The organism is Micrococcus sp. 140720015-1 (assembly GCF_053627595.1).
The window spans coordinates 171,477-193,903 of the sequence record NZ_JBSEYC010000001.1; the positions used below are offsets into that span (position 1 = coordinate 171,477).

22 protein-coding genes are annotated in these 22,427 nt (G+C 74.6%); 18 read left to right on the plus strand and 4 right to left on the minus strand.

The window, feature by feature from the left end:
• Positions 1 to 27 precede the first annotated feature (27 nt).
• Positions 28 to 843 (minus strand): MBL fold metallo-hydrolase, encoded by an 816-nt coding sequence (locus ACUXPL_RS00790; protein ID WP_454181256.1) that lies wholly within the window; start codon positions 841 to 843, stop codon positions 28 to 30.
• 12 nt (positions 844 to 855) lie between these two features.
• Between ACUXPL_RS00790 and ACUXPL_RS00795 the strand changes: the two genes are divergently transcribed.
• The gene (locus tag ACUXPL_RS00795) at positions 856 to 2,007 is read left to right on the plus strand and encodes a glutathione S-transferase family protein (protein ID WP_454181258.1); all 1,152 of its coding nucleotides are present in this window, start codon (positions 856 to 858) and stop codon (positions 2,005 to 2,007) included.
• A 98-nt stretch (positions 2,008 to 2,105) separates the two neighbouring features.
• Here ACUXPL_RS00795 and ACUXPL_RS00800 read toward each other — a convergent pair whose 3' ends face one another.
• A complete protein-coding gene (locus ACUXPL_RS00800) occupies positions 2,106 to 2,735 on the minus strand; it encodes a GntR family transcriptional regulator (protein WP_454181260.1) in 630 nt (209 codons plus the stop codon).
• A gap of 138 nt (positions 2,736 to 2,873) precedes the next feature.
• Here ACUXPL_RS00800 and ACUXPL_RS00805 point away from each other — a divergent pair, with 138 nt between their 5' ends.
• The 6 genes from ACUXPL_RS00805 (at position 2,874) to ACUXPL_RS00830 (ending at position 10,753) form a co-directional block, all read left to right on the plus strand.
• Positions 2,874 to 4,235, plus strand: coding sequence for an MFS transporter (locus ACUXPL_RS00805; RefSeq protein WP_454181262.1), 1,362 nt, complete (start codon positions 2,874 to 2,876; stop codon positions 4,233 to 4,235).
• 49 nt (positions 4,236 to 4,284) lie between these two features.
• Positions 4,285 to 5,529 carry an alpha-hydroxy acid oxidase gene (locus ACUXPL_RS00810; RefSeq protein WP_180536130.1) on the plus strand — a complete coding sequence of 415 codons (1,245 nt, stop codon included), beginning with the start codon at positions 4,285 to 4,287 and terminating at the stop codon, positions 5,527 to 5,529.
• Between the two features lie 223 nt (positions 5,530 to 5,752).
• Complete coding sequence (locus ACUXPL_RS00815) at positions 5,753 to 6,520, plus strand: LamB/YcsF family protein (RefSeq protein WP_454181264.1); 768 nt, start codon at positions 5,753 to 5,755, stop codon at positions 6,518 to 6,520.
• Positions 6,517 to 8,277 (plus strand): 5-oxoprolinase subunit B/C family protein, encoded by a 1,761-nt coding sequence (locus ACUXPL_RS00820; protein ID WP_454181266.1) that lies wholly within the window; start codon positions 6,517 to 6,519, stop codon positions 8,275 to 8,277. Before ACUXPL_RS00815 ends, ACUXPL_RS00820 begins: the two co-directional genes overlap by 4 nt.
• On the plus strand, positions 8,274 to 10,049 hold the full coding sequence (locus ACUXPL_RS00825; protein ID WP_454181268.1) for an acetyl/propionyl/methylcrotonyl-CoA carboxylase subunit alpha: 1,776 nt from the start codon (positions 8,274 to 8,276) through the stop codon (positions 10,047 to 10,049). The genes ACUXPL_RS00820 and ACUXPL_RS00825 overlap by 4 nt, the downstream gene beginning before the upstream one ends.
• Positions 10,046 to 10,753, plus strand: a complete 708-nt coding sequence (locus tag ACUXPL_RS00830) for a GntR family transcriptional regulator (RefSeq protein ID WP_454181270.1) — start codon at positions 10,046 to 10,048, stop codon at positions 10,751 to 10,753. The genes ACUXPL_RS00825 and ACUXPL_RS00830 overlap by 4 nt, the downstream gene beginning before the upstream one ends.
• A gap of 22 nt (positions 10,754 to 10,775) precedes the next feature.
• On the opposite strand, the gene ACUXPL_RS00835 is transcribed toward ACUXPL_RS00830, so the two are convergent.
• A complete protein-coding gene (locus tag ACUXPL_RS00835; RefSeq protein ID WP_454181272.1) occupies positions 10,776 to 11,588 on the minus strand; it encodes a putative hydro-lyase in 813 nt (270 codons plus the stop codon).
• Positions 11,581 to 12,864 (minus strand): NRAMP family divalent metal transporter, encoded by a 1,284-nt coding sequence (locus ACUXPL_RS00840; protein WP_454181274.1) that lies wholly within the window; start codon positions 12,862 to 12,864, stop codon positions 11,581 to 11,583. The genes ACUXPL_RS00835 and ACUXPL_RS00840 overlap by 8 nt, the downstream gene beginning before the upstream one ends.
• Before the next feature lie 169 nt (positions 12,865 to 13,033).
• On the opposite strand from ACUXPL_RS00840, the gene ACUXPL_RS00845 reads away from it, so the two are divergent.
• The 11 genes from ACUXPL_RS00845 to ACUXPL_RS00895 all read left to right on the plus strand — a co-directional run bounded on the left by ACUXPL_RS00845 (position 13,034) and on the right by ACUXPL_RS00895 (position 22,410).
• Entirely contained in the window at positions 13,034 to 13,789 is a 756-nt protein-coding gene (locus tag ACUXPL_RS00845; RefSeq protein WP_454181276.1) for a VIT1/CCC1 transporter family protein, read from the plus strand.
• A 465-nt stretch (positions 13,790 to 14,254) separates the two neighbouring features.
• Positions 14,255 to 14,491 (plus strand): 50S ribosomal protein L28, encoded by a 237-nt coding sequence (gene rpmB, locus ACUXPL_RS00850; RefSeq protein WP_002858335.1) that lies wholly within the window; start codon positions 14,255 to 14,257, stop codon positions 14,489 to 14,491.
• Between the two features lies 1 nt (position 14,492).
• Positions 14,493 to 14,660 (plus strand): 50S ribosomal protein L33, encoded by a 168-nt coding sequence (rpmG, locus tag ACUXPL_RS00855; RefSeq protein ID WP_002858336.1) that lies wholly within the window; start codon positions 14,493 to 14,495, stop codon positions 14,658 to 14,660.
• Between the two features lies 1 nt (position 14,661).
• Complete coding sequence (rpsN, locus tag ACUXPL_RS00860) at positions 14,662 to 14,967, plus strand: 30S ribosomal protein S14 (protein WP_002858338.1); 306 nt, start codon at positions 14,662 to 14,664, stop codon at positions 14,965 to 14,967.
• Positions 14,968 to 15,196: 229 nt separating this feature from the next.
• A complete protein-coding gene (locus tag ACUXPL_RS00865; protein ID WP_002858339.1) occupies positions 15,197 to 15,478 on the plus strand; it encodes an HU family DNA-binding protein in 282 nt (93 codons plus the stop codon).
• A gap of 157 nt (positions 15,479 to 15,635) precedes the next feature.
• Positions 15,636 to 16,331, plus strand: coding sequence for a hypothetical protein (locus ACUXPL_RS00870; protein WP_454181278.1), 696 nt, complete (start codon positions 15,636 to 15,638; stop codon positions 16,329 to 16,331).
• A 110-nt stretch (positions 16,332 to 16,441) separates the two neighbouring features.
• Positions 16,442 to 17,125, plus strand: coding sequence for a copper resistance CopC family protein (locus ACUXPL_RS00875; protein ID WP_454181280.1), 684 nt, complete (start codon positions 16,442 to 16,444; stop codon positions 17,123 to 17,125).
• 98 nt (positions 17,126 to 17,223) lie between these two features.
• On the plus strand, positions 17,224 to 17,835 hold the full coding sequence (locus ACUXPL_RS00880) for a copper chaperone PCu(A)C (protein ID WP_454181282.1): 612 nt from the start codon (positions 17,224 to 17,226) through the stop codon (positions 17,833 to 17,835).
• Positions 17,822 to 19,234 carry a Dyp-type peroxidase gene (locus ACUXPL_RS00885; RefSeq protein ID WP_454181283.1) on the plus strand — a complete coding sequence of 471 codons (1,413 nt, stop codon included), beginning with the start codon at positions 17,822 to 17,824 and terminating at the stop codon, positions 19,232 to 19,234. The genes ACUXPL_RS00880 and ACUXPL_RS00885 overlap by 14 nt, the downstream gene beginning before the upstream one ends.
• A 73-nt stretch (positions 19,235 to 19,307) precedes the next feature.
• Positions 19,308 to 21,566, plus strand: coding sequence for a cytochrome c oxidase assembly protein (locus tag ACUXPL_RS00890; protein ID WP_454181285.1), 2,259 nt, complete (start codon positions 19,308 to 19,310; stop codon positions 21,564 to 21,566).
• Complete coding sequence (locus ACUXPL_RS00895; RefSeq protein ID WP_454181287.1) at positions 21,556 to 22,410, plus strand: hypothetical protein; 855 nt, start codon at positions 21,556 to 21,558, stop codon at positions 22,408 to 22,410. Before ACUXPL_RS00890 ends, ACUXPL_RS00895 begins: the two co-directional genes overlap by 11 nt.
• Positions 22,411 to 22,427: the final 17 nt, after the last annotated feature.

Here is a 22,427-nt window from a genome sequence, read left to right on the forward strand (position 1 = left end):
TGCGGGCCGGGCCCGCGGCGGAGGGGCTCAGCCCTCGCGCAGGTGGCGCAGGTGCGCGGCCACCGTCTGGACGGCCACGCGGGCCACGGTGCCGGTGAGGCCGGGGTAGATGCGCGGGGCCAGGTCCTCGGGCGTGATCGTCGCCGCCTCGGTCTCGGGCAACGCGGCCAGGGCGGCGCGGATCTGCTCCAGGCGGCCCTCGCGGTGGTGCCGGTAGTCGCGGGCGACGACGTCCAGCGGCTCCGGCACGGGCCCGTGCGCGGGCAGCACCGTGAGCGGGCCCGCCGCCTCGAGACGGCGCAGGCTGGCCAGGTAGTCGGTGAGGGTGCCGTCCGGGTGGTCGAGCATGGTGGTGCCCGAGCCGAGGATGGTGTCGCCCGTGATGACCGCGCCATGCGCGCCCGCGTCCGGGACGACGAACGAGTAGGAGTCCGAGGTGTGGCCCGGGGTGGGCCACGCCAGCACCGGGGTGCCGGCGACGTCGATCCGCTCGTCCGGCGTCAGGACGGCGGCCCCGCCGCGGCACCAGTCCGGGTCCGCGGCGCGCACGGGCGCGCCCGTGGCCGCGTGGAACGCGTCCACCCCGCCGGTGTGGTCGGCGTGCCGGTGCGTCACCAGGATGAGCGCGATCCGGCGCCCCTCGGCCGCCGCGCGGACGCGCTCGAGGTGGGCGGCGACGTCGTCCTCCGGGCCCGGGTCCACCACGATGGCCGCGTCCGAGCCCGGCGCGGCGACCACGTACGTGTTGGTGCCCGCGAGGGTCATCGGGGAGGGGTTCTGGGCGGTCACGCAGCGCACCAACGGGACGGGCGTGAGGCCGGGCGTGGCGGTGGTCGTCGTCATAGGCTCGAGTGTATGGAGAACCAGCAGACCGGCCAGGCCGCGGACCGCGGCACCATCGACACGCGCGAGGGGCTCACGGGCAACTACGTGCAGTCCGGGGCGGAGTTCACGCGGGACACGAACTACATCGCGGACCGGATCGTGGCGGACCCGGAGGCCGTGCGGGCCCTGCCCGTGGCCGAGCCGTCCACGGTCGGCCGCGTGGGCGGCGGGCTCACCGAGGGGGCCGAGGCGTGGCCAGTCGAGGCGGGCCGCTACCGGCTCGTGGCGGCGCGGGCGTGCCCGTGGGCGAACCGGACGATCATCGTGCGGCGCCTGCTCGGCCTGGAGGACGCGATCTCGCTGGGCACCCCGGGGCCGACCCACGACGAGCGCTCCTGGACCTTCGACCTCGACGAGGGCGGGAAGGACCCCGTGCTCGGCACCGAGCGGATCCAGGAGAACTACTTCACGCGGTTCCCCGACTACCCGCGGGGCATCACGGTGCCGGCGATTGTGGACGTGCCGACGGGCGGCGTCGTGACCAACGACTACCCGCAGATCACCCTCGACCTCTCGACGGAGTGGACCGCGTTCCACCGCGACGGCGCCCCGCAGCTGATCCCCGACGCCGGGTCGGAGCGGGACGAGATGTTCGAGGTGATCGAGCGCGTGTTCACCGAGGTGAACAACGGCGTGTACCGGTGCGGCTTCGCGGGGTCTCAGGAGGCGTACGACGCCGCGTACGAGCGGCTGTGGACCGCGATGGACTGGCTCGAGGAGCGCCTGACGACGCGCCGCTTCCTGATGGGGGAGCGGATCACCGAGGCCGACGTGCGGCTGTTCACCACGCTGGTGCGGTTCGACCCTGTGTACCACGGGCACTTCAAGTGCAACCGGAACAAGCTGACCGAGATGCCGGCGCTGTGGGGCTACGCGCGCGACCTGTTCCAGACCCCGGGCTTCGGCGACACGATCGACTTCGCGCAGATCAAGGAGCACTACTACGTGGTGCACGAGGACATCAACCCGACGCGCATCGTGCCCGCGGGCCCGGAGCTGGCGAGCTGGCTGAGCGAGCACGGGCGTGAGGCGTTCGGCGGGGACCCGTGGGGCGGCGGCACCGCACCCGGGCCCGTGCGCGAGGGCGAGCGCGTGGACCCGGAGCACACGCCGCTGCGGTGACGTCGCTCGGCCCGGCCCGCAACGCGGGTTGAGTTGTCGCGGGTCCTGGGCGGGGACACCCGTGAGAACTCAACCCGCGTTGCCGTGCAACGCGGGGGTCAGTCCCAGAGGCCGGGACCGTCGGTCCATTGACGCAGGGTGACGCGGCGGATCGTGTGCAGGTGGGTGCGCATGGCCTCGCCGGCGGCCTCCGCGTCTCCGGACTCCACCGCGTCCACGATGCGGGCATGCTCGTCGAGCTCGACGTCCGACTCCATGTGCGCGTTGAGACCGCCGAGGACGTGATGGGCCCGGGCCGTCTCGTCGAAGCACCGCTCCAGTGACGTGGACAGCCGCCCGTTCCGTCCGAGCAGGGCGAGGGATCGGTGCAGGCCGGCCGCGTGCCGCATCCGCTCCAGGGGGTCGGTGGCGGCGCCCTGGTCCGCGAGGAGGGTGCGCAGACGGGCCACGCCCGCGGCGTCCGCGTACCGCGCCGCCTCGGCCGTGGCGTGCGGCTCCAAGAGCATGCGCAGATCGAGCACCTCGGCGAGGTCCTGCGGCGTCATCGTGGCGACGAGATACCCCTTCTTCGGCAGGACGGTCACGAGGTGCTCGGCGGCCAGGACGTGGAGGGCCTCGCGGACAGGGGTCTTGGAGGTCGCGAAGCGGGCGGCGAGCTGGGGCTCCACGAGCACCTCACCGGGACGGATCGCCCCGGTCAGGATCAGGCCGCGCAGCTCGGAGAGCACCCGTCGACCGCGAGGGGTCCGGGCGGCGCCCGGTGCTGGGGCGCCCAGGGCCGGGCTGTCGCGACCGTCGTCGCTTCGCCCACCTGTCCCGTCATGCATGTTGTGGACTGTATCACCGTGCTGATAGAAAGATATTTCATGGACACCACTCGATCCGCGGTGAACCCCCGCACCCCGGAGCCTTCCGTCGACTCCCGCCCGGACCACTCCCGCGGCATGACCCCTGGCGCGCGTCGCGCCCTGACGGCGGCCGTCACGGGCACGCTCATCGAGTGGTATGACTACGCCCTCTACGGGGCCGCCGCCGGCCTCGTCATCGGCCCGCTCTTCTTCGCCGGCGTCGGTTCGGGTGCATCGCTGGCCGCCTTCGCCACCTTCGCGGTCGGTTTCGTGGCGCGCCCGCTGGGCGGGGCGCTCATCGGCCATCTTGGCGACCGCCATGGTCGCCGCCCGGCCATGCTGCTCACGATCCTCATGATGGGCGTGGCCACCGTCGGCATCGGCCTCCTGCCCACTGCGACGGCGGTCGGCGCCCTGGCACCCGTGCTGCTGGTCCTCCTGCGGCTGCTCCAGGGCATGGGGGCCGGCGCCGAGCTCGCGGGGGCCATGACGCTCGTGGCGGAGTTCGCGCCGCCGGCCCGCCGCGGCCTCTACACCTCCTTCGTGCTGGCCACACCGCCGGCGGGCATCGCGCTGGCCACCGCGGCGTTCCTGGGTGTGGCCTCCCTGGGCGACGAGGCGCTCTTGGCAGGCGCCTGGCGCTGGCCGTTCCTCGCCTCGGCCGTGCTGTTCGTGCTCGCCTGGTTCATCCGCCGCAGGCTGGACGAGACACCGGAATACCGCGAGGCCCAGCGCCGCGCCGCCGAACGGGGCGAGCGGGAGAAGACCCCCGCCGTCGAGCTGGTCCGGACGCGGGGGCGGGCCCTCGTGGTGGGCTTCCTCTCCATCACGGGCCACAACGCACTGAACTACGCCATGGCCGTGTTCGCCCTCTCGTTCCTGACCTCCGCGTCGGTGGGCCTGACCCGGCCCGAGGCGCTCGGCGCCGTGACCCTCGGGTCCCTGGCCGGCGTCCTCGCCACCCCCGTCGGCGGCTGGGCGGCGGACCGCTTCGACGCGGGCCGCGTGCTGGCCTTCGGCTCCCTCCTGGGGGCCGGGTACGTGTTCGTGCTGTTCGCAGGCATGGCCAGCGGTTCTGCTGTGACGGCGGGCCTGGCCATCGCGGGTGGCTACGCATTCGTCATCGCCCTGACCTCGGGCGCGCAGGGCTCCTTCCTCGCCGGGCTGTTCCCGCCCCGTCAGCGCTTCTCCGGCATCGGCATCGCCCGCGAGGCCAACGGCGCCGTCGTCGCCGGATTCACCCCCATGGTCGCCGCGTGGCTCGTCGGGCAGGCCGGCGGTGCCTGGTGGCCGGCGGCGTGCTTCGTCGCGGCGTGCTGCCTGACGTCCGCCGCCGCCGTCGTCCTCTGGCTCCGCGCCCGCCCCGCCGCCGAACACTGAGTCGACGCCCGCCGTCGCCCCTCCGATCCACTGACCCTGAAAGGACCCCATGTCCCGCCCCTCCCGCCTCACCCCGCTGACCCGCCGCCTGCCCGACGTCGCCGAGCTCGCCCCGCTGATGCGGTTCGCCCCGCCCGGGCTCGGACGCCAGGCCCGGCTCGCCCGAGCGGCCGACGTCGCGGACCTGCGCGCGATCGCCAAGCGTCGCACCCCGGCCGCCGCGTTCGACTACGTGGACGGCGCCGCCAAGCGCGAGGTCACCGCGCGCCGCTCCCGCGAGGTCTTCGACTCGGTGGAGCTGCTGCCGCGGATCCTGCACGGCGTGGCCGCCCCGGACCTCTCGGTCGAGATCGCGGGCGCCCGGTCCGCGCTGCCGTTCGGCATCGCGCCCACCGGCTTCACGCGCTTCATGCACGCCGAGGGGGAGGACGCGGGCGCCGCGGCCGCGGCCGCCGCGGGCATCCCGTTCAGCCTCTCCACGATGGGCACCCGCTCGATCGAGGAGACGGCGGCGGCGTCCGGCGACGGTGACCGGTGGTTCCAGCTCTACCTCTGGAGGGACCGCGACCGCGCCCGCGACCTCATCGAGCGCGCCGCCGCGTCGGGCTACGGCGCCCTGCTCGTCACCGTGGACACGCCCGTGGCCGGCCAGCGGCTGCGCGACGTCCGCAACGGCATGACCATCCCCCCGCGGCTGAGCGCCAAGACCGTCGTGGACGCCTCGTACCGTCCCGAGTGGTGGTGGAACTTCCTGACCACGGACCCGCTGACCTTCGCCTCGCTCTCGGACTCCGCCGGCGATCTGCCCAGCATCATCAACGGGATGTTCGACCCCACGCTGAGCCTGCGCGACCTCGAGTGGATCCGCTCGGTGTGGCCCGGCACGCTGATGGTCAAGGGCATCCTCACGCGGGAGGACACGAGGCGGGCGCTCGACGTCGGCGCGGACGGTCTGGTCGTGTCCAACCACGGCGGCCGGCAGCTGGATCGGGCGCCGGTCTCCCTGCAGGCGTTGCCCGCGGTGCGCGAGGAGGCCGGGGCGGACGTGCCGATCGTGCTCGACTCCGGCATCCTGACCGGCGAGGACATCGTGGCCGCCCTCGCCCTGGGCGCCGACTTCACGCTCATCGGCCGGGCGTACCTCTACGGGCTCATGGCCGGCGGCCAGGAGGGCGTGCGTCGCGTGATCGAGCTGCTCGCGAAGGAGGTCGAGGTCGCGATGTCCCTCATGGGCGCCGCGACGACGGCGGACCTCACCCCCGCCAGCGTCCGCGCGCCCTGGCTCGAGGGCTGAGCGCGTCATCGCGGCGCCGCGGTGACGTCGCTCGGTCCGGCCTGCAACGCGGGTTGAGTTGTCGCGGGTCCCGGGCTGGGACACCCGCGATAACTCAACCCGCGTTGGCGTGCGGAACGCCGCCCGCGAGGAGGACGCGCCGAGGATTGTTGAACAATGCCCCCTCATGCCTCAAGATTGTGTGACCGGCACCTCAGCCGGCCCGATCCGAGAGGACTGCACTGTGTCTCACGCGCCGCAGATCGACCTGAACTCCGACGTCGGCGAGTCCTTCGGCTCGTGGACGATGGGGGACGACGCCGCCATCATGCCCTCGGTCTCCTCCGCCAACGTGGCGTGCGGCTTCCACGCGGGCGATCCCTCGGGGATCGCCCAGACCTGCCGTGACGCGGTCGCCGCCGGCGTCACGATCGGCGCGCACGTGGGCTACCGCGACCTCGCCGGCTTCGGCCGCCGTTTCCTGGACTGCACGCCCACCGAGCTGGCCGACGACGTCCTCTACCAGATCGGCGCCCTCGACGCGCTCGCCCGTGCGGCCGGCGGCCAGGTCCGCTATGTGAAGCCGCACGGCGCCCTCTACAACACGATCGTCCGTCACGAAACGCACGCGCAGGCCGTCGTCGACGGCGTCAAGGCGTTCGGCTCCGACCTCCCGCTGCTGCTCCTGCCCGGCTCCGTCGCCCTGGACAAGGCGGCCGCCGCGGGGCTGCGCGGCGTCGCCGAGGCCTTCGCGGACCGCGGCTACAACCCGGACGGCACGCTGGTCTCCCGCCGCGAGCCCGGCGCGGTCCTCCACGACGAGGACGCCGTCGCCGCCCGCATGGTGCGCCTGGCCACCGAGGGCGTCATCGAGGCCGTGGACGGCACGGACGTGCGCGTCGACGCCGAGAGCATCTGCCTGCACGGCGACACGCCCGGCGCCGTGGCCATGGCCGCGGCCGTGCGCCGGGCGCTCGAGGGCGCGGGCGTGTCCATCAAGGCCTTCGCATGAGCGCCCCACGTCACCCCGCCGCCACCCCGTCGGCCCGCCCGATCCGCTGGGTCGGCACGCAGGGCTTCCTCGTCGAGTGCGGCTCGCTCGAAGACGTCATGGCCGTCCACGCCCACCTCACGGCCCACCCGGAGCGCGGCCAGCGCCAGGTGATGGCCGCCGCCGCGACCGTCCTGGTGACCTTCACCTCGCAGGCCGCCGCCGAGCACGCCGCACCGCGGGTCAGCACCCTCACCCCGGACGCCGGTGAGCTGACGGGGGGCCGTGTCGTCGAGATCCCCGTGGTCTACGACGGCGAGGACCTCGCCGAGGTCGGCCGGCTCACCGGGCTCGGCGTCGACGGCGTCATCCGGGCCCACAGCGAGGCCGACTGGTTCGCCGCGTTCGGCGGCTTCGCGCCGGGGTTCATGTACTGCGCCTCCGAGGCGGCCCCGTTCGAGGCGCCCCGCCGCAGCTCGCCCCGCACGGCCGTCCCCGCGGGCGCCGTCGCCGTCGCCGGGGCCTTCTCCGCCGTCTACCCGCGCACCTCGCCCGGCGGCTGGCAGCTGCTCGGGCACACCACCGCGGCCCTGTGGGACCTCGGCCGCGAGCAGCCCGCCCTGCTGCAGCCCGGCGACCGTGTCCGCTACGTCCCCGTGCGCCCGACGGCGTCCGTCACCTCCGGCACGGACGCGGCGGTCGACTCCACCCCGCCCGCCGACGCCGCGGCCGGCTTCCCGTCCGCGGCCGGCCGCCGCGGCGTCACCGTCGTGGACCCGGGGCTCCTGACCCTGGTCCAGGACCTGGGCCGCCCGGGCCTGGGCGACCTCGGCGTCGTCGCATCCGGCGCGGCCGACCGGGACGCGGCACGCCAGGCGAACCGGCTCGTGGGCAACCGCTCACGCGAGGCGGTGCTGGAGACCGTCCTGGGCGGCCTCACCCTCACCGCGCACGGCCATCAGGTGATGGCCCTGGCCGGCGCCGAGGCCGGCGGGACGATCACCGCGGCCGACGGCGCCACACGCCGGGTGCCCGCCCGCAGCCCGTTCGTCGTGCTGGACGGCCAGACGCTGACGGTGGACGAGCCGGTCGGCGGCCTGCGCGTGTACGTGGGCCTCCGGGGCGGTCTCGACGTGCCGCCCGTGCTCGGCAGCCGCTCGACCGACACCCTGTCCGGGCTCGGCCCCGCCCCGCTGGCGGCGGGGGACCGCCTCGTCCGCCGCGTCGGCCCGGACGCGAGGGGCGCCGCCGGCGCCTCGGCCGCGCGCCCGACCGCCGCCGGCACCCCCGCCCCGGAGGAGGCCGGCGTCGTGATGGTGGGGGACCCGGAGACCTCGCTGCGCCGCATGCCCGCACCCGGCCAGGTGGCCGTGCTGCGCGTGGTCCCCGGCCCCCGCGACGACTGGTTCGGCGAGGCGGGCCTGGAGCGCCTGTTCACGCAGGACTGGGACGTGATCCAGCAGACCGACCGGATCGGGGTGCGCCTCACGGCCCCCGACGACGGCGCGCCGCTCGAGCGCGTGCGCGAGGGCGAGCTGAAGTCCGAGGGCGCCGTGCGCGGCGCGCTGCAGGTGCCGCCCTCCGGTGAGCCCGTCCTGTTCCTCTCCGACCATCCGGTCACCGGCGGCTACCCGGTGATCGGCGTCGTGGCCCGCGCGGACCTCAGCCTGGCGGCCCAGCTGCCGCCGGGCGCCCGCGTCCGCTTCGTCCCCCATCCCCGCCCCGGCGCCGAGACCGTCGTCGACTCCGCATCGCCCTCCGAGGAGACCCCCGCATGACCACCACCCCCGCCGCCCGCCCCGTCACGCGGGTGCTCATCGCCAACCGGGGCGAGATCGCCGTGCGCGTGGCCCGCGCCGCCCGCGACCACGGCATCGCCTCGATCGCCGTCTACTCGGATCCGGACGCCGACGCCCTGCACGTGGCCGTCGCGGACGAGGCCTTCCACCTGCCGGGCGCGTCCTCGGCGGACACCTACCTGAAGATCGACGCGGTCCTCGACGTCGCCCGCCGCGCCGGCGCCGACGCCGTGCACCCGGGCTACGGCTTCCTCTCCGAGAACGCCGACTTCGCGCAGGCCGTGATCGACGCCGGCATGACCTGGATCGGCCCGTCGCCGGACGCGATCCGCGCCCTCGGGGACAAGATCACCGCCCGCTCCCTCGCCCAGCAGGCGGGCGCCCCGCTCGTGCCGGGCTCGGACGGCCCCGTGCCGGACGCCGCCGCCGCGCGCGCGTTCGCCGAGGAGCACGGCCTGCCGATCGCCATCAAGGCGGCCTTCGGCGGCGGCGGCCGCGGCATCCGCGTGGTGCGGGAGCTCGGCGACGTCGAGGACGCGTTCGAGGCGACCGTCCGCGAGGCCGTGGCCGCGTTCGGCCGCGGCGAGTGCTTCGTGGAGCGCTTCCTGGACCGCCCCCGCCACGTGGAGGCCCAGGTCCTCGCCGATGAGCACGGCCACGTGGCCGTGCTCGGCACCCGCGACTGCTCCCTGCAGCGCCGCAACCAGAAGCTCGTGGAGGAAGCCCCGGCGCCGTTCCTCACGGACGAGCAGCGCGAGCGCATCCACACCTCCGCCCGCGAGATCTGCCGCGCCGCCGGGTACACCGGGGCCGGCACGGTCGAGTACCTCGTGGCCCCGGACGGTCTCATCAGCTTCCTGGAGGTCAACACCCGCCTGCAGGTGGAGCATCCCGTCACCGAGGAGGTCTTCGGCGTGGACCTGGTGCGCGAGCAGTTCCGCGTCGCCGCCGGCGAGCCGCTGAGCATCCCCGAGGACCCGACGCCGCGCGGCCACGCCCTCGAGTTCCGCCTCAACGCCGAGGACCCGGCGTACGGCTTCCTGCCCGTGCCCGGCCCGATCGACGCCTTCGAGGCCCCCACCGGCCCCGGAGTCCGCATGGACTCCGGCGTCCGCACCGGCTCCGTGGTGCCGGGCGAGTACGACTCCCTGCTCGCCAAGCTCATCGTGTGGGGCGAGGACCGCGCCCAGGCCATCGCCCGCGCCCGCGACGCCCTGGCCGAGCTGCGCATCGACGGCGTGCCCACCGTGGTGCCGTTCCACCGCGCCGTGCTCGAGCAGGACGCCTTCACCTCGGGGGACCGCCTCGGCGTCTACACCACGTGGATCGAGTCCGAGTTCGCCGAGCCGCTGGCCGAGTCCCCCTACCTGGGTGCCGAACTGCCCGCCGGCGGCCGCACCGCCGTCACCGTCGAGCTGGACGGCCGCGCCGTGCGTCTGGGTCTGCCCGCCGATCTCTACGCGGCCCTCCTCGGAGGCGGCGGCGCGGGTGCCGCGGTCCCGGCCGGCGCTGCCGGCACCGGGACGCCCGACGACGACGGCGCCGTGGCCTCGCCGGTCACCGGCACCCTGGCCTCGTGGAAGGTCGAGGACGGCGCCGAGGTGGCCGAGGGTGACACGGTCGCGATCGTCGAGGCGATGAAGATGGAGACGCCGATCCGGGCCCCGCGTGCGGGCCGGATCCAGCTCCTTGTGGCCGAGACCCCGGCCTCGGTGACGCGCGGCCAGGCGATCGCCCGGCTGGGGGCGTGAGGGTGCAGGCACCCGCCGGTGTCATCGGGGAAGACCTCGCGCCCGGCTCCGGTGACGGGGAGTCCGCCCCGTCTCCGGCTCCCGTGGCCGCGGCCGCCCAGCTGCGGCAGCGGATCGCGGAGGCCGGGCTCGTGCCGGGGGAGCGGCTGGGAGAGGTGGCGCTGGCCACCGAGCTCCAGGTCAGCCGCAACAGCCTGCGCGAGGCGTTCACCATGCTGGCCTCGGAGGGCCTCGTGGAGCGCCGTCCGCACCGCGGGGTGTTCGTGGCGGCGCCGGGTCCGGAGGACGTGCGCGGGCTGTACCGCACACGTCGGGTGATTCAGCTCGGCGCCCTCGAGCACGGCGAGCTCACCCCCGGCGCGGTGCGCCACCTGCGCTCTGCTCAGGACCTGCTCTCGGGCGGCCCGGACACCCCCGAGCGGGTTCTGGGCGACGCCAACCATCGCGTCCACGTCGGCATCGTGGACCTGGCCGGCGCCCCCGAGCTCACGCGGCTCATGGCGTCGGTGCAGGCCCGCGTGCGCCTGGCGTTCCATCCGATGGACGAGCAGACGAACCTGCACATGCAGTTCGCGGACCGCAACCGGTGGATCGTGGAGCGGCTGCTGGCCGGTGACCTGTCCGCGGTGCACGCCATGTTCGGGGACTACCTGGACGAGGCGGAGCAGTTCGTCCTGGCGCACCTCGCCGCCGCGGGGGACTGACCGCCTCCCCGGCCCCCGACGGTCACGGGACCTGGAACATCCGGTCCGGCAGGTCCGTGATGAGCATGTGCCCGGGCGCGTGCGTGATGGCCAGCGGCGGGCGGGACTCCATGATCGCCGCCTGCGGCGTCACCCCGCACGCCCAGAACACGGGCAGGTGGCCCTGCGGGACCTCGACGGCGTCGCCGAAGTCCGGTGCCGACAGGTCCGTGATGCCGAGGCCGGCCGGGTCGCCCACGTGCACGGGCGCGCCGTGCACCGCCGGGTAGCGGGAGGTGATGCGCACGGCGTCGGCCACGCGATCGGCGGGGATGGGGCGCATCGAGACCACGAGCGGGCCCGAGAGGCGGCCCGCCGGGGCGCAGCGCCGCGTGGTGCGGTACATCGGCACGTTCACGCCGGCGTCCTCGTGGGCCATGCGGATGCCCTCGGCCACCAGGGCGGACTCGAAGGTGAACGAGCAGCCGATCACGAACGTCACGAGGTCGTCCCGCCACACGTCGAGCAGATCCGTGGGACGGTCCGTCTCGACGCCGTCGCGGTACACCACGTACTGCGGCACGTCCGTGCGGACGTCGCCGTCCAGTGCGGGGCCGTTGACCTCGCCGGCCTCGAACACGCCGAGCAGCGGCAGGGCCTGGGGGTTGCGCTGGGCGAAGAGCAGGACGTCGTAGGCGTGGTCCTGCGGGATCGAGACGAGGTTCGCCTGCGCGTAGCCGTCGGCGATCCCCGAGGTCGGCCGCACGAGCCCCGCGCGGAAGCGCTCGCGGGCCTGCGCGGGGGTCGTGGCGCCGTCCAGCGGCGGCAGCGGCGTCGTCGTGGTCATCTCAGGCACCGGTGAGCATCTCGACCATGGGGATGAACCCGCGCACCGCGATGAACACGGAGACGATCCACGCGAGCGCGCCGATCACGAGCAGCCACCCGGGGTAGCGGTAGCCGTGCAGCAGGTCGCGGCGGCGCCAGGCCACGTAGAGGAGGGCCGCGAAGCCGACCGGCAGGATCATGCCGTTGAACGCGCCGGCGAACACGAGCAGCGTCTGCGGTGCCTGGCGCAGCGCCAGGTAGAGGGCGGTGCAGACCACGATGAAGGCGACCGTCAGCAGGTTGCGGGTGCGGGCGCTCGTGGTGGAGCGGGTGACGAAGCTGATCGAGGTGTACGACGCGCCGATCACGGAGGTGACGGCGGCGGCCCACAGGACGATGCCGAACATGCGCAGGCCGATGTCGCCGGCGGCGGCCTGGAAGGCGGAGGCGGCCAGGTTGTCCTTGGACAGCACCGCCCCCGAGGCGACGACGCCGAGGATCGCCAGGAACAGGAGGGCGCGCATCAGGCCGGTCACGAGGATCGAGGCCACGGAGCTGCGGGTGATGTCCTGGACGTCGTCCACGCCCTTCACTCCGGAGTCGATCATGCGGTGGGCGCCCGCGTAGGTGATGTAGCCGCCGATGGTGCCGCCCACGAGGGTGACGATCACGAAGAAGTCGACCTCCTCCGGCATCACGGACTGGCGCAGGGCCTCGCCCACGGGCGGGGCGGAGGTGATGGCCACGTACAGCATCAGCAGGATCATGACGGCGCCGAGCGCCACCACGATCCGGTCCAGGGCCACGCCGGCGCGCTTGGAGAGGAAGATCAGCAGCGCGATGAGCGCGGAGACGCCGCCGCCGATCAGGGGGTCGACGCCGAGCATGGCGTTCGCGCCGAGGCCGGTGCCGGCGATGTTGCCGATGTTGAAGACCATGCCGCCGAGGAACACGAGCGCGGCGAGGACCCAGCCGAGGCCGGGCAGGACGCGGTTCGCCAGCTCCTGGGCGCGCATGCCGGAGACGCCGATGACGCGCCACACGTTCATCTGGACGGCGATGTCGATGAGGATCGAGACCAGGATGGCGAACGCGAACGCGGCGCCCATCCGGACGGTGAACGTGGCGGTCTGCGTGATGAAGCCGGGGCCGATGGCCGAGGTGGCCATGAGGAACATGGCGCCGAGCAGTGCGGTGCGCCGGGTGGCGCTCGCGGCACGGGAGTCCGTCTTCGGTGCGGTGCCCGAGGGGGTCGAGCCGTCCGGCCCGGCGTGGGGGATGTCTGCGTGGGACACGGTGGTCACCTTCGTCGAGGGCGCCAGGCGAGGTGACGGGCGTCACGAGGCGCTGGGGGAGACGGTAGCTGTTGTTGAACAATCCTGGCAACAGCGAGACCGGGTGTCGTGGCGTCCCCGTCCGAAGGACCGCCTCACCTGCCTGGCGCGCCCCGCCCCGCGCCGCGAGCATGGAGACATGTCGCACACGTCTGAACAGTCCTCGCCCCTGACCGATCAGGTCCCGCCGGGCGGTCCCGACGAACCGCACGCCGCCGGCGGCGTGCACGCCCGCCTCAACTGGCTCCGGGCGGGCGTGCTCGGCGCCAACGACGGCATCGTGTCCGTCGCGGCCACCGTCGTCGGCGTCGCCGGTGCGACGACGGCGCTCACCCCGATCCTGCTGGCCGGCGCCGCCGCGGTGGTCGGCGGCGCCTTCTCCATGGCGCTGGGCGAGTACGTGTCCGTCTCCTCGTCCTCCGACTCGCAGAAGTCGCTGATCGCCAAGGAGCGCCGCGAGCTCGAGGAGGATCCCGAGGGCGAGCTGGAGGAGCTCGTGCAGCTCTACGAGGCGGACGGCCTGAGCCGGGCCACGGCCGAGGCCGCCGCGCGGGAGCTCACCGAGAAGGACGCGCTCGCCGCGCATCTGCGCATGGAGCTGGGCATGGCGGAGGAGGACGTCGTCAGCCCGTGGGCCGCCGCCGGAGCGTCCTTCCTCGCGTTCCTCGTGGGCGCGCTGCTGCCCTTCCTGACGGTCGTCCTGGCGCCGGTGGGCCTCCGCGTCCCGTTCACGTTCGGCGTCACCCTCGTGGCCCTCGCCGTCACCGGCTGGGTCGGGGCCCGGCTCGGCGACGCGCCCGCGCTGCGGGCGGCCGTGCGCGTCGTCCTCGGCGGCGCCCTGGCGCTCGGCCTGACCTTCTCGGTGGGCTCGCTGCTGGGGGCGTCGGTCGCCTGATCCACGCCGGAGGGGTGGGCCGGCCCAGCGCCCGTGGCCGCGCCGTGGCGCGCGCGGAGCGGTCCTGGAAGCCGAGGACCGTGCGCATACCATAGGCGCCCCCCGTCGAGTTGAAGCGACGCCCACGGTTCGCGTAAGATGGGACGGCGCACGCCGCGTTGTTCTCGTCGTTCCATCGGTCAGGTGACCGGGCGGACGGCGGGTCGGAAAAGCAACGCGCTCCCGCAGACCGGATCCCGGGACGCCCTCAGGGCGGACCGGGGCTCACCGTCCACACCAGCGATCCCATAAGGAACTTCGGTTGGCTCTCACCCAGCCTGGTCCACCTTTTCGAGAAGTCGCAGTAAGAGTGCGGTGTCCACACCCGGGGCGGGGCTCACAACAGGTGTCCGCGGACAGGTCCGCGGCTCGCCGCCATGCGGGTTCCGCCCGTCCTTTTACTACTACTTGCCACGAGGAGTGATCATGGCAGCTCACTGCCAGGTAACCGGGGCTGGGCCGGGATTCGGCCACAGCATCTCCCACTCGCACCGTCGCACCAAGCGCCGGTTCGACCCGAACATCCAGAAGAAGACCTACTGGGTCCCCTCCCTGCGCCGCAACGTCACCCTGACGCTGTCCGCCAAGGGCATCAAGACCATCGACGTGCGCGGGATCGACGCCGTCGTGGCGGACCTGATCGCGAAGGGAGTGAAGCTCTGACATGGCCAAGGACAAGGACGTTCGTCCGATCATCAAGCTGAAGTCCACCGCCGGCACCGGGTTCACCTACGTGACCCGCAAGAACCGCCGGAACAACCCGGACCGCATCACCCTGAAGAAGTACGACCCGGTGGTCCGCAAGCACGTCGACTTCCGAGAGGAGCGCTGAGATGGCCAAGAAGTCCAAGATCGCCAAGAACGAGCAGCGCAAGGCCATCGTGGCCCGTTACGCCGAGAAGCGTCTCGAGCTGCGCAAGACCCTCGTGGACCCGAACGCGTCGGACGAGGCCCGCGAGGCCGCCCGCCTGGGCCTGCAGAAGCTGCCCCGCGACGCCTCCCCGGTCCGCGTGCGCAACCGCGACGCCATCGACGGTCGCCCCCGCGGCACCTTCCAGCGCTTCGGCATCTCCCGCGTGCGCTTCCGCGACATGGCGCACCGTGGCGAGCTGCCCGGCGTGACCAAGTCCTCCTGGTGACCTGAGGCCCGGTCTCCGGGCGCTCGGCACCACCGCGACGGCGGCGTCCCTCCTGAGGAGGGGCGCCGCCGTCGTCGTGCCCCGGGGATGAGGGCCGCCCGGGTCGCGGGAAATCGCGGATTCTCGCGGTTCAGGGGGCGATTCGCCCGCGGAGAGGTGGTACGTTCACAACTGGCAGCCCGGTCCGAACGGCCCGGGAACCGTAACCGACGTCCCATAGGGAGGACCCATGGCCATGAACCGCAAGGAACTCGTCGCCGCCGTCGCCGAGCGCTCCGGCAACACCCAGGCCGCCGTCAGCGATGTGCTGGACGCCCTCTTCGAGGTGTTCACCGCCCAGGTCAAGAAGGGCGAGAAGGTCTCGATCCCGGGCTGGCTGGCCGTGGAGCGCACCGAGCGCAAGGAGCGCACCGGCCGCAACCCGCGCACCGGCGAGGAGATCACCATCCCGGCCGGCCACTCCGTGAAGGTGACCGCCGGCTCCAAGCTCAAGGCCGCGGCCTCCGAGTGATCCCGGCCGCGGCGCGCGTCCCCGGACCCACGCCGTACGCCGCAGGACGGGCGTCCCACCCTCGGGTGGGGCGCCCGTCGTCGTCTCCGGCCGCGTAGGATGGGCGGACGATCGTCCGGCCGACGTGGACCGGGGCCGTCAGGAGAGGAGTCGTGGCATGCGCAGCGCCGTCGTCGCCGCTCCGTGGGCCCCGTCCGGCCTCGAGGACCCCCGTCCGCGCGTCGTGCGTGGACCGGCCCGTCTGGCCCGGGGCTGGGCCGGGGCCCTGACGATGACCGCCCTGGCCGCGCTGTTCCACACCGCCGCCGAGCCCGGTCACGGGTTCCCCGAGGTCGGCGTGGTCGCCTTCGCGGCCGTCCTCGCCGCCCCGCTCTGCACCGCCCTGGCGGGCCGCGCCCTCTCGCTGTGGCGCACCACCGCCGCCGTCGCGATCGCCCAGGGGTTGTTCCACGTGCTCTACGGGCTCGCCGCCGGCGGCCACGCCGTGGCGCCTGCCGCCGGCGTCGACCCGGCCCACCTCGGCCACGCCCGTCCCGGCGCCGGGGCCCTCCTGGCGCCGGGGGAGGCCCTGTCCAGCGCCCCCACCGGCCACCTGACCGACCTGCGCATGCTCGCAGCCCACGTGATCGCCGCGGTCCTCACCGTGCTGGTGCTGCGGCGCGGCGAGGCCCTCGTGCTCACCATCGCCGAACGCGTGGTGGCCGCCGTCTGCCCGCCGCCGGCCGCGCACGGCCCCCTGCCGACGCCGGCCCGCCTCCGTGTCCCCGTCCCGCCGGCGCTCCGGCCGGCGACGTCCCTCGCCCTCCTCAGCTCTCCGGGGCGGCGCGGCCCGCCGTTCGCCCTCGCGGCCTGAGGACGCCGGCTCCGCCCGCGTCTCGAGGCCCGACCGCGCCCGACGACCCTTCGGAACGGTCCGCCCGCGACTCCCGTCCGGGACCGCGGCAGACCCGTGAGGACACCACCATGCATCACCAGACCACCCCTGTCCGCCGCGCCGCTCGCGCCGCCGCCGGACTCGCCCTGCTGCCCGCCCTCGTCGTCGCCGGAGCCGCTCCCGCGGCCGCGCACGACGAGCTCATCCGCACCGCCCCCGCGGTCGACGAGACCGTCACGACGGCGCCGTCGGAGGTCTCGCTGACCTTCAGCGGCGAGCTGATCGACGGCGAGGGCATCCAGAATCTCCTGCAGGTCCGCGACGCCGACGGCAACCAGTGGCAGTCCGCCGCCGGCACCGTGGACGGCCCCACCTTCTCGGCGCCGCTGTGCGAGGGGCTGCCCAACGGCGACTACGAGGTCGCCTACCGCGTCGTCTACTCGGACGGACACTCGGAGGAGCGTTCGTTCGACTTCGCGGTGGACGACCCGGCCGCACCGGCCGCCGGCACCGCGCCCCAGGGCTGCGGCACCGCCGTCGCCGGGGCCTCGACCGTCGCCTCCCCGGAGGCCACGGCAGGCCAGGGCGACGCCGCCTCGGCCGAGGCGACCGCGCAGGCGGACGCCTCCGACGCCGCGCAGCCCGCGGACACCGACGCGCTGCCCGCCTGGGTGTGGGTCGCCGGCATCGCCGGCCTGGCCGTGCTCGTGGTGGCCTTCCTCCTGATGGGCCGCCGCGCCCGCGCACTCGGCCACCTCGACGACGGCCGCTGACCTCTGATCCCCGCCCGGCCCTGAGGGGGCCGGCCCCCTGGCGCGCCCGCACGCCCCGCGCGTCGTCGCGCGCCCGCATGACAAGGAACCCCACAGACATGACCACCACCTCCCCCCGCGCCCCTCGCCGCCTCGGCGCCGCCGCCGTGCTCGCCGTCGCCGCCCTCGGCCTGACGGCCTGCGCCGGAGACGACGCCGGCTCCGCCCCGAGCGCGTCGGACGCCTCGAGCGTCGCGCCGGCCACGGACGCCTCGTCGGCCGCGTCCACCGCGGACGGCCAGGCCGCCGGCCTCACGATCACCGACCCCTGGACGAAGGCCACCGAGGAGGGCATGACCGGCTCCTTCGGCATGCTCGAGAACTCCTCGGACCAGGACCTGCACATCGTCGGCGTCCGCTCGGAGCTGGGCGAGACGGTCGAGCTCCACGAGATGGTCTCCGGCGAGGACGGCCAGATGGTGATGCAGGAGAGCCCCGACGGCTTCACCGTGCCCGCCGGCGGGAGCTTCGAGCTCGCCCCGGGCGGCAACCACGTGATGTTCATGGGCCTGACCGACCCGATCGAGCCGGGCGAGGACGTGACCTACGACCTCGAGCTGGAGGACGGCTCCACCCTCGAGGTCACCTCCGTGGTCCGGCCCTTCACCGGCGCCAACGAGTCGTACCACGGCGGCGACTCCCACGAATCGGAGGACCATGCCGACCACTGACCCCGCCGTCCGGTCGGACGACCACCACGGGCCGGACGGGCGCGAGGACGCCCGCCCGGCCCCGGGGGGTCCCTCCCGCCGCGGCCTGCTCCTCGGGGCGGGCGCGGTGGGCGGCGGCCTGCTGGGCACGGCACTCGGCTACGGCGCCGGCCACGCGTCGGCCTCGACCGCCCCGGGCGCGTCCGCCGCGCCCGGGGCGGGGGCCTCGCCCTCCGAGGTCATGGGCGACACCGGCATCGAGGGCGACGTCGGCCGGGCCGGCTGGGCCGAGCCCGGCGGCCAGGCCGCCCGGGTGGCCGTCAGCTCGCCCGTGGGCACGGACACCGTGCCGTTCCACGGGTCGCGCCAGGCCGGCGTCGACACCCCCGCCCAGGCGCACGCCGTCTTCCTCGCCCTCGACCTGCACGAGGACGCGGACCGGGTGCGCATCGAGCGGATGCTGCGCCTGCTCACCGACGACGCGGCGCGCCTGACCCAGGGCCGCGCCACGATCGCCGACACCGAGCCGGAGCTCGCCGCCGCCCCCGCGCGGCTCACCGTGACGTTCGGCTTCGGCCCGGAGCTCGTCCGCCGCGTGGCCCCGGACCGGGCCCCGGCCTGGCTGCGCCCGCTGCCGGCGTTCGAGCAGATCGACCGCCTGGACCCCGCGTTCAGCGACGGCGACCTCCTGCTGCAGATCTGCGGCGACGACCGGATGTCCGTGGCCCACGCCCGGCGCATGCTCCTCAAGGCGGCCCGGCCGTTCGCCACCGAGCGCTGGATGCAGGAGGGCTTCCGCTCCGCCCGCGGCGCCCACCCCACCGGCACCACGATGCGCAACCTCTTCGGGCAGGTGGACGGCACCGGCAACCCGGCGGCGGGCTCCCCACACCTCGACCGCGTGGTGTGGGGCGTGGGCGCCGAGCAGGTGGGCGTCACCCCGTGGATCGCGGACGGCACGTCCGTGGTGATCCGGCGCATCGAGATGCTCATGGACACGTGGGACGAGCTCGACCGCCCGGCCAAGGAGAAGGTCATCGGCCGTCGCCTCGGCACCGGCGCCCCCCTCACGGGGGAGCAGGAGCACGACGAGCCGGACTTCGACGCCGTCGGCCCCACGGGCTTCCCGGTCATCTCGGACATCGCGCACCTGCGGCGGGCCCGCGGGGAGGAGCCCGAGTACGGGATGCTGCGCCGCGGCTACAACTACGACGACCCGCGCGGGGCGCTGGAGGCGGGCTCCGGCCTGATCTTCGCCGCCTACCAGGCGGACGTGGACCGGCAGTTCGTCCCCGTCCAGGCCCGGCTCGCGGAGTCGGACCACCTGAACCTGTGGACCGTGCCCGTCGGCTCGGCGGTCTTCGCGATCCCGCCCGGCTGCGCCGAGGGCGGGTTCGTGGGCGACGCCCTGTTCGCCTGACCCAGGGGCCCGACGACGGCGGGGCCGCTCCCGTAGTCGTCGGGCGTCCGCATGCTTTGAGAGGATGGACCCCATGTCCGCCGCCACCGCCCCCGCCCGGGGCAGCCATCCCGCCGAGAACGACGACGCCGCCCGCCCCGGTCCGTCGGGGCCGGTCGGTGTGCCCCGGTGGATCTGGGTGCTCGTGGCCGCCGCGGGAGCGGCCGGCCTCGCCGCCGCCGGCTGGCTGACCGGCGTCACTGCCGCGCGCCAGCTCTCCGACCCGGGGTGGATCACCCGCTGGGGCGTGCCCGTGGGGGAGCTCGTCTCCAACGTGGCGATGTCCCTGACCATCGCCGCGCTGATCTTCGCGGCCGGGGTCCTTCCGCCCCACGCGGCGGGCACGGAACGGTGGCACCGCTCCGCCCGGCAGCGGCGCGAGGACGCGGACGCCGCACCGCTGCCCGAGCACCCCGCGTTCACCCGCGTGATGCGGATCGCCGCCGTCAGCGCCGGCGTGTGGACGGTGGCCGCGCTGGCCGTCGGCGTGCTGTCCTACTCGGATCTCGCCGGCATCCCCGTCACGGCGGGGCAGGGCTTCACGGACGGCCTGGCGGCCTACGTGGTCGGCATCTCGGTGGGCCAGGCGTGGTTCTGGGTCACCGTGATCGCCGCCGTCGTGACCACGTTGGCGATCGCCGTCCGCTCCCACAACGGCCTGTTCTGGACCGGCATCCTGGCGATGCTCGCCCTCGTGCCCCTGGCCCTGATCGGGCACGCGGCGGGCGGTGACGACCACACCGGCGCCGTGAACTCGATCGGCCTGCACCTGCTCGGCGTCGTCGTGTGGGTGGGCGGACTGCTCGTGCTCGTCGCGATCTCGGACACCCTCGTGGGGCCCAACGGGGCGCAGGGGCGGGGCCGCAGCCTGCGCCGGCAGGGCCCGGCGCCCCTGCTGCACACGGTCCTCACCCGCTACTCCGTGATCGCCGGGCTGGGCCTGGTCACGGTGGCGCTGTCCGGCGTGGTCAACGCGTTGATCCGCATGGACGATCCGGCCCAGCTGCTGAGCCCCTACGGCATCCTCGTGTCGGCCAAGTTCCTGGCGGCCCTGGGCCTCGGCCTGATCGGCCTGCTGCACCGCCGGTGGGTCATCCCCCGCCTCGACGCCGGCCCGGACCGTCCCAGCCCCGCCCCCGCGCGTCGCCTGCTGTGGCAGCTCATCGCCGTGGAGGCCGTGATCATGGGCGCCGTCATGGGCGTCTCCTCCGTGCTCTCCCGGACGGCCCCGCCCGTGCCGGAGGAGATCGCGCCGGACGCCTCCCCGGCCCGCATCCTCACCGGCTACGAGCTGCCGCCGGCCCTCGAGGGCGCCCGGTGGATCACGATGTGGCGGTTCGACTGGCTGTGGGTCGCGATCATCGCGTTCCTGTCCCTCTGGTACCTGCGCGCCGTGTGGCAGCTGCGCCGCCGCGGCGACCGCTGGCCCGTGCTGCGCACCGTCGCGTGGCTCGCTGGGCTGGCCGTGCTGCTGTGGGCGACCTCCGGGTCCCCGGCCGTGTACGGCCGCGTCCTGTTCAGCGCGCACATGGTGGGCCACATGACGCTGACGATGCTCAGCCCCGTCTTCCTCGTCCTGGGCGCGCCGATCACCCTGGCGCTGCGGGCCCTGCCGTCCCGCACGGACGGGACGCGCGGCCCCCGCGAGTGGATCCTGTGGATCGTGCACTCCCCGTGGGGTCGGTTCATCACGAACCCGATCGTTGCGGGGGTCAACTTCGCCGGCTCGATCCTGGTGTTCTACTACACGGACTTCTTCCGGTTCTCGCTGCAGACCCACGTGGGCCACGAGTTCATGAACGTCCACTTCCTGCTGACCGGGTTCCTGTTCGCCCTGGTCATGATCGGCTCGGATCCGCTGCCGCGCCGGCCCCCGTACGCCCTGCGGCTCGTGCTGCTGATGGCCACGATGATCTTCCACGCCTTCATCGGCGTCGCCATGACCACCTCCACCGGCCTGATGCAGGCGTCCTGGTTCGGCAACATGGGCCGCGACTGGGGCCCCACCGCCCTCGAGGACCAGCGCATCGGCGGCGCGGTGATGTGGGGCATCGGCGAGTTCCCCACCGTGATGATGGCGGTGATGGTGGCCGTGCTCTGGTATCGCAGCGACCGCAAGAACGCGGTCCGGCTGGACCGGCAGGCCGACCGCGACGGCGACGCGGAGCTGCGCCGCTGGAACGAGATGTACGCCCGCATGCACGGCACCCCGGTCACCGACGCCCCGAGCGGCGCCGAGCCCGTGGCCCGTGATTCCTCCACCGGCCCCGAGGAGGCCCGCGATGTCCGCTGACCGTCTCCCTCCCCTCGGCCGCCCGTCCGCGCCCCGGCGTGGTCGGCGGCGCCTCGCGGCCGCCGTCGCCGCCGGCCTGCTGGCCCTGACGGGCTGCGGGGCCGGGGACGGCGATCCGGCCGCCGCGTCCGCGCCCGCAGACGGAGTCCACGGCGACGCCGGCACCGCGGCGCCCACGGAGTCGGCGGCCCCGGAGGGGCTCGGCCTGGGCGACCGTCAGGACGAGCGCATGGCGCAGGCCGCGGCCGAGCGTGCGGCCACGTTCGGCTTCGTCCGGCAGCGGGCCGCCACGGCGGGGGAGGTCGACGCGGCCCGCGAGGACTCCCGGGACCGGCGCGCGGACGCGGACCGGACCACCGTGCAGCCGGCGCAGTGCAAGGCGCCGCTGACCGCCCTGGACTTCTCCCCGATCGCCCTCGACGAGGCCGAGGCCACGCGCGTGGACGTCGGCGCCGACACCTTCACGGGCACGGGCACCGTGGAGGTCGCCCGGCTCACGGGCCAGGGCCGCCAGGACGTCGAGCGGCACATCCAGACCGTCAACGCCCTGCGCGCCGGCTGCCGCGAGATGACCATGACCGTGCAGGAGGGGGACGCGACCGTCGACTACCGCCTCGAGGTCTCCGACGCACCGCTGTCCGACGGCACGCCGGCGCAGTCCGCCCTCGTGTGGGAGCGGACCGTGGCCTCGGAGTCCGAGCCTCAGCTCACGGCCCAGGTGCTCACCGCCGTCACCTCCGACGCCGTGGTGATGGTCTCCTTCGTGGGCCGGCCCGAGGCCGGGCGCAAGGAGTTCACCCTCATCGCCGAGGAGATGCTGGCCGCCGCCCTGGCCGCCGACTGAGCCGGACCCGCCAGGCG

Coding starts and splice junctions, on each gene's coding strand:
- ACUXPL_RS00885 (WP_454181283.1), top strand. CDS start 17,822: ATGCCGACCACTGACCCCGCCGTCCGGTCGGACGACCACCACGGGCCG.
- ACUXPL_RS00875 (WP_454181280.1), top strand. CDS start 16,442: ATGCATCACCAGACCACCCCTGTCCGCCGCGCCGCTCGCGCCGCCGCC.
- ACUXPL_RS00865 (WP_002858339.1), top strand. CDS start 15,197: ATGGCCATGAACCGCAAGGAACTCGTCGCCGCCGTCGCCGAGCGCTCC.
- rpsN (WP_002858338.1), top strand. CDS start 14,662: ATGGCCAAGAAGTCCAAGATCGCCAAGAACGAGCAGCGCAAGGCCATC.
- rpmG (WP_002858336.1), top strand. CDS start 14,493: ATGGCCAAGGACAAGGACGTTCGTCCGATCATCAAGCTGAAGTCCACC.
- ACUXPL_RS00880 (WP_454181282.1), top strand. CDS start 17,224: ATGACCACCACCTCCCCCCGCGCCCCTCGCCGCCTCGGCGCCGCCGCC.
- rpmB (WP_002858335.1), top strand. CDS start 14,255: ATGGCAGCTCACTGCCAGGTAACCGGGGCTGGGCCGGGATTCGGCCAC.
- ACUXPL_RS00890 (WP_454181285.1), top strand. CDS start 19,308: ATGTCCGCCGCCACCGCCCCCGCCCGGGGCAGCCATCCCGCCGAGAAC.
- ACUXPL_RS00825 (WP_454181268.1), top strand. CDS start 8,274: ATGACCACCACCCCCGCCGCCCGCCCCGTCACGCGGGTGCTCATCGCC.
- ACUXPL_RS00845 (WP_454181276.1), top strand. CDS start 13,034: ATGTCGCACACGTCTGAACAGTCCTCGCCCCTGACCGATCAGGTCCCG.
- ACUXPL_RS00790 (WP_454181256.1), bottom strand. CDS start 843: ATGACGACGACCACCGCCACGCCCGGCCTCACGCCCGTCCCGTTGGTG.
- ACUXPL_RS00805 (WP_454181262.1), top strand. CDS start 2,874: ATGGACACCACTCGATCCGCGGTGAACCCCCGCACCCCGGAGCCTTCC.
- ACUXPL_RS00810 (WP_180536130.1), top strand. CDS start 4,285: ATGTCCCGCCCCTCCCGCCTCACCCCGCTGACCCGCCGCCTGCCCGAC.
- ACUXPL_RS00820 (WP_454181266.1), top strand. CDS start 6,517: ATGAGCGCCCCACGTCACCCCGCCGCCACCCCGTCGGCCCGCCCGATC.
- ACUXPL_RS00795 (WP_454181258.1), top strand. CDS start 856: ATGGAGAACCAGCAGACCGGCCAGGCCGCGGACCGCGGCACCATCGAC.
- ACUXPL_RS00895 (WP_454181287.1), top strand. CDS start 21,556: ATGTCCGCTGACCGTCTCCCTCCCCTCGGCCGCCCGTCCGCGCCCCGG.
- ACUXPL_RS00870 (WP_454181278.1), top strand. CDS start 15,636: ATGCGCAGCGCCGTCGTCGCCGCTCCGTGGGCCCCGTCCGGCCTCGAG.